Genomic DNA, 641 nt, shown 5'->3' with positions numbered 1-641 from the left:
CGACCGCCGCTTTAGGCTGCGCGAGTACGCCGAGGACTTCTCCACCTCGCTCCTGCGCCACCTCGACCACGAGGAGGCCGAGGCGATTCCGCTCCTGCAAAGCGTGCTCAGCCAGCAGGAATGGCGCGCCTACTGCGACGAGCAGCGCCGCCAGGTCGGCTATAAGGGCGCCCCGTCCTTCTTCCCCTGGCTGCTCGACGGCGCGCCGGACAGCACCCGGAGCCAGATCCTGGAGCTGCTCTCGCCGCCGCTGCGCTTCCTGTGCCGCACCGTGTGGCAGCCGCGTTACGAGCGCGTCCCGCACTGGGAGCTGACCAGCGCCGCGTAAGGCGCACCGGCGAGACGGGAACGCGCGAATCGGCCACGCCGTTCCGCAGGTCACGCGCCGCACAACTCCCGTCACGCATAAGGGGGTTAGCGCCCCGCTCCGTTCACCTCTTGAATACAAGCAGAACCCCCGACGCCCCCTCCGGCGCCGGGGGTTCTCGCGTCCCACGGCATTGCGGATCGCCCCGCACACCACCACCATCGACCGGGTACGCTGATCAACTCCGCATCTGGCCTAGACCAGCGGGCCAAGGTGGTCGGCGGTTGGGCGAATTAGGCAGTGGGATGACCATCCGCCGCAGAGCTGGAAGGAC

At 69.0% G+C, this 641-nt stretch carries 1 pseudogene; it reads left to right on the top strand.

Annotation, left to right across the window (positions count from 1 at the left end):
- Positions 1–328, top strand: a pseudogene (locus KUM32_RS35660) (hypothetical protein); the annotation flags it as partial.
- Between the last annotated feature and the right edge of the window lie 313 nt (positions 329–641).

The sequence above is a fragment of the Streptomyces sp. AC627_RSS907 genome, from assembly GCF_019049165.1.
The sequence above is the reverse complement of the archived record's forward strand: the minus strand, read 5'-3'. Positions and strand labels throughout refer to the sequence as shown.